We start from the raw sequence: 2,115 nt of genomic DNA, 5'->3' as shown, positions 1-2,115 counted from the left end.
TGCGTACCCGGTAGTGGAACACTGGGCGTTGCGCGGCCCTTGGCACGCGCGTTGTGTTCGGTCAGAATCCGGGGTAGGTTCGCCACGTGAAGTACCTTCGGCTAATAACCACGACAGTTCTTACGGTTTTTCTGATCCTTGTTATGGGGCTTGGGAACGTCGCGCATGCGCTGTCCAATGATTGCGTTGGCGGACATTGTATTGATCACATGGCTACAACTGTTGAAGCTCAACACGCTAACCACATTTCAGCCGCTTCTGGCGGATACGACCAGCATGAGCCGGACAGTGCGACGCACGAAGGGTGCAATCCGTTCCTGTGTAACGTTCTCGCGCTTACGGCGCAGGCATTCGAAACCAAACCTAACCAAGCAGCGGTTGTGTTGGCATTGCAGGTTACAAACCTCTCGACGATCAATGAACCGGACAACCCGGACAGGCCACCTAACGCTTAAAACAGATTTCCGATGCTGTTCACGGCAGTGAACACGTTCCGGTGTGCTGCGAATTATTTGCGGCACCACTCTGTTACACAAGGTTAGGACCAGTACATGAACCGAAAACATCTCCTGATCGGCGCGTGCGCCGTGGCAGCCGTCGCTGCCTACATCACTCTACGCCCTGTCCCGGTTGAGGACGCCGCGCAGTCGGCATCTGTCGAGGGCGACGCGATGGTGGCAATTCAGATGCCGCCTATTGAAGGGAATGCGGCCATCGGGCAGCGTATATTTGAAACCGCATGCGCCGCATGCCACGGCAGCAACGCAGTCGGCGTAGAAGGCGCAGGGCCACCGCTGATCCATATTACCTATGAACCCAGCCATCATGCAGACGAGTCCTTTCAACGCGCGGTCGCAATGGGCGTCAGAAGCCACCACTGGCAGTTTGGCGACATGCCTCCGGTTGAAGGCTTGACACGTGGCGACGTGGCGATGGTCGTCGACTATATCCGCGAAATCCAGCGCGCTAATGGAATAAATTGAGGAACCGCCAATGAAGAAGCTCACCACAATTGCACTGATCTCCATGCTTGCCACAAACGCCTTTGCCCATTCGAGCGTGGACACCACCACACCCGAAAACGGCGCGACGGTTGCCGAAGTACCCTCTGAGATCAGTTTCAATTTCGCGGATGATATTCGCCTAACGAAGGTCAAAATGATCCATCAGGAGACTCATACCGTCACACTCGACCTTGGAGACCAGACAAGTTTTGGGCGCGCGTTCGCGCTCCCGCTTCAAAGCATGGGCGAAGGCACATATCGCATCGAATGGCGGGGCTTGGGTGCGGACGGGCACGCCATGCAGGGCGAGTTCACGTTCACAGTGGACTGACCATGCCCGATATCTGGGGAATAGGCGCAATACTGTCCAAGCTGATGATGTATGTCGGCATTAGTGGTTCGACTGGACTTTTGATCACTCGGGTTGCTTTTGCCGACTTGGTGCGGACTCTCAGCGATAGAATGCGTGGTCAGATTGCTCTGTTGGCGGGACTTGCGCTTGCGGGTTCTGTCCTTGGGTTCATGCTGCGCGGTGCAGCCCTAACGGGCGGAGCAGATGGTATGACTGATCCAGAAATGCTCGGTCTGCTGTGGCAGAGCCCGGTTGGCGACGTTCTCATCTATCGGGTTGTCGGAACGGTATTGATGATCGTCGGGGTATTCATGCCCCTAATTGGCCAATGGATCGCGCTTGCCGGTGGAATGATCGCGCTGTGGTCATTCGCCCAGATCGGGCATGTCCCCGAGTTGGAGATAACCGGCCTCCGTGTGCTGTTGCTCTTGCACCTTCTGGGGGTCGCGTTTTGGATCGGCGTCCTTGGACCATTACGTACTCTATCTCAACGGCCAGAATATCTGAGCAACGCGGCCATGTTGGGACATCGGTTTGGACAGGTGGCTTCGGTTATTGTCCCTGCGTTGATTTTGGCGGGACTGCTGATGGCTTGGATGTTGCTTGGCGATATGTGGGCGTTAATGACAACGGGCTACGGGCAAACCCTGCTGATCAAAATTGCACTCGTTGTCTTGGTCTTGACGTTGGCAGCCGCAAACAAGCTCCGCTTCGTTCCGGCCATGCAGTCCGGGGACGACAAAGCTGCCCGCCACTTGG

Annotated in this window: 3 protein-coding genes; all 3 read left to right on the top strand. The window is 56.2% G+C overall.

The annotated features are described in order from the left end of the window. Positions 1-551: 551 nt before the first annotated feature. On the top strand, positions 552-983 hold the full coding sequence (locus tag ACR0K4_RS22935; RefSeq protein ID WP_480855913.1) for a c-type cytochrome: 432 nt from the start codon (positions 552-554) through the stop codon (positions 981-983). Positions 984-993: 10 nt separating this feature from the next. Continuing rightward, positions 994-1,335 carry a copper resistance CopC family protein gene (locus tag ACR0K4_RS22930; protein ID WP_480855912.1) on the top strand — a complete coding sequence of 114 codons (342 nt, stop codon included), beginning with the start codon at positions 994-996 and terminating at the stop codon, positions 1,333-1,335. A gap of 2 nt (positions 1,336-1,337) precedes the next feature. Continuing rightward, a partial coding sequence (locus ACR0K4_RS22925) for a copper resistance D family protein (RefSeq protein ID WP_480855911.1) occupies positions 1,338-2,115 on the top strand: 778 nt, incomplete at its 3' end.

The sequence above is a fragment of the Ruegeria sp. K11 genome, assembly GCF_056531905.1.
This window is presented reverse-complemented; position numbering and strand designations above follow the sequence as displayed.

What these genes read in the sequence shown, in the direction of transcription:
- ACR0K4_RS22935 (WP_480855913.1), top strand. Translation starts at nt 552, where the DNA reads ATGAACCGAAAACATCTCCTGATCGGCGCGTGCGCCGTGGCAGCCGTC.
- ACR0K4_RS22930 (WP_480855912.1), top strand. Translation starts at nt 994, where the DNA reads ATGAAGAAGCTCACCACAATTGCACTGATCTCCATGCTTGCCACAAAC.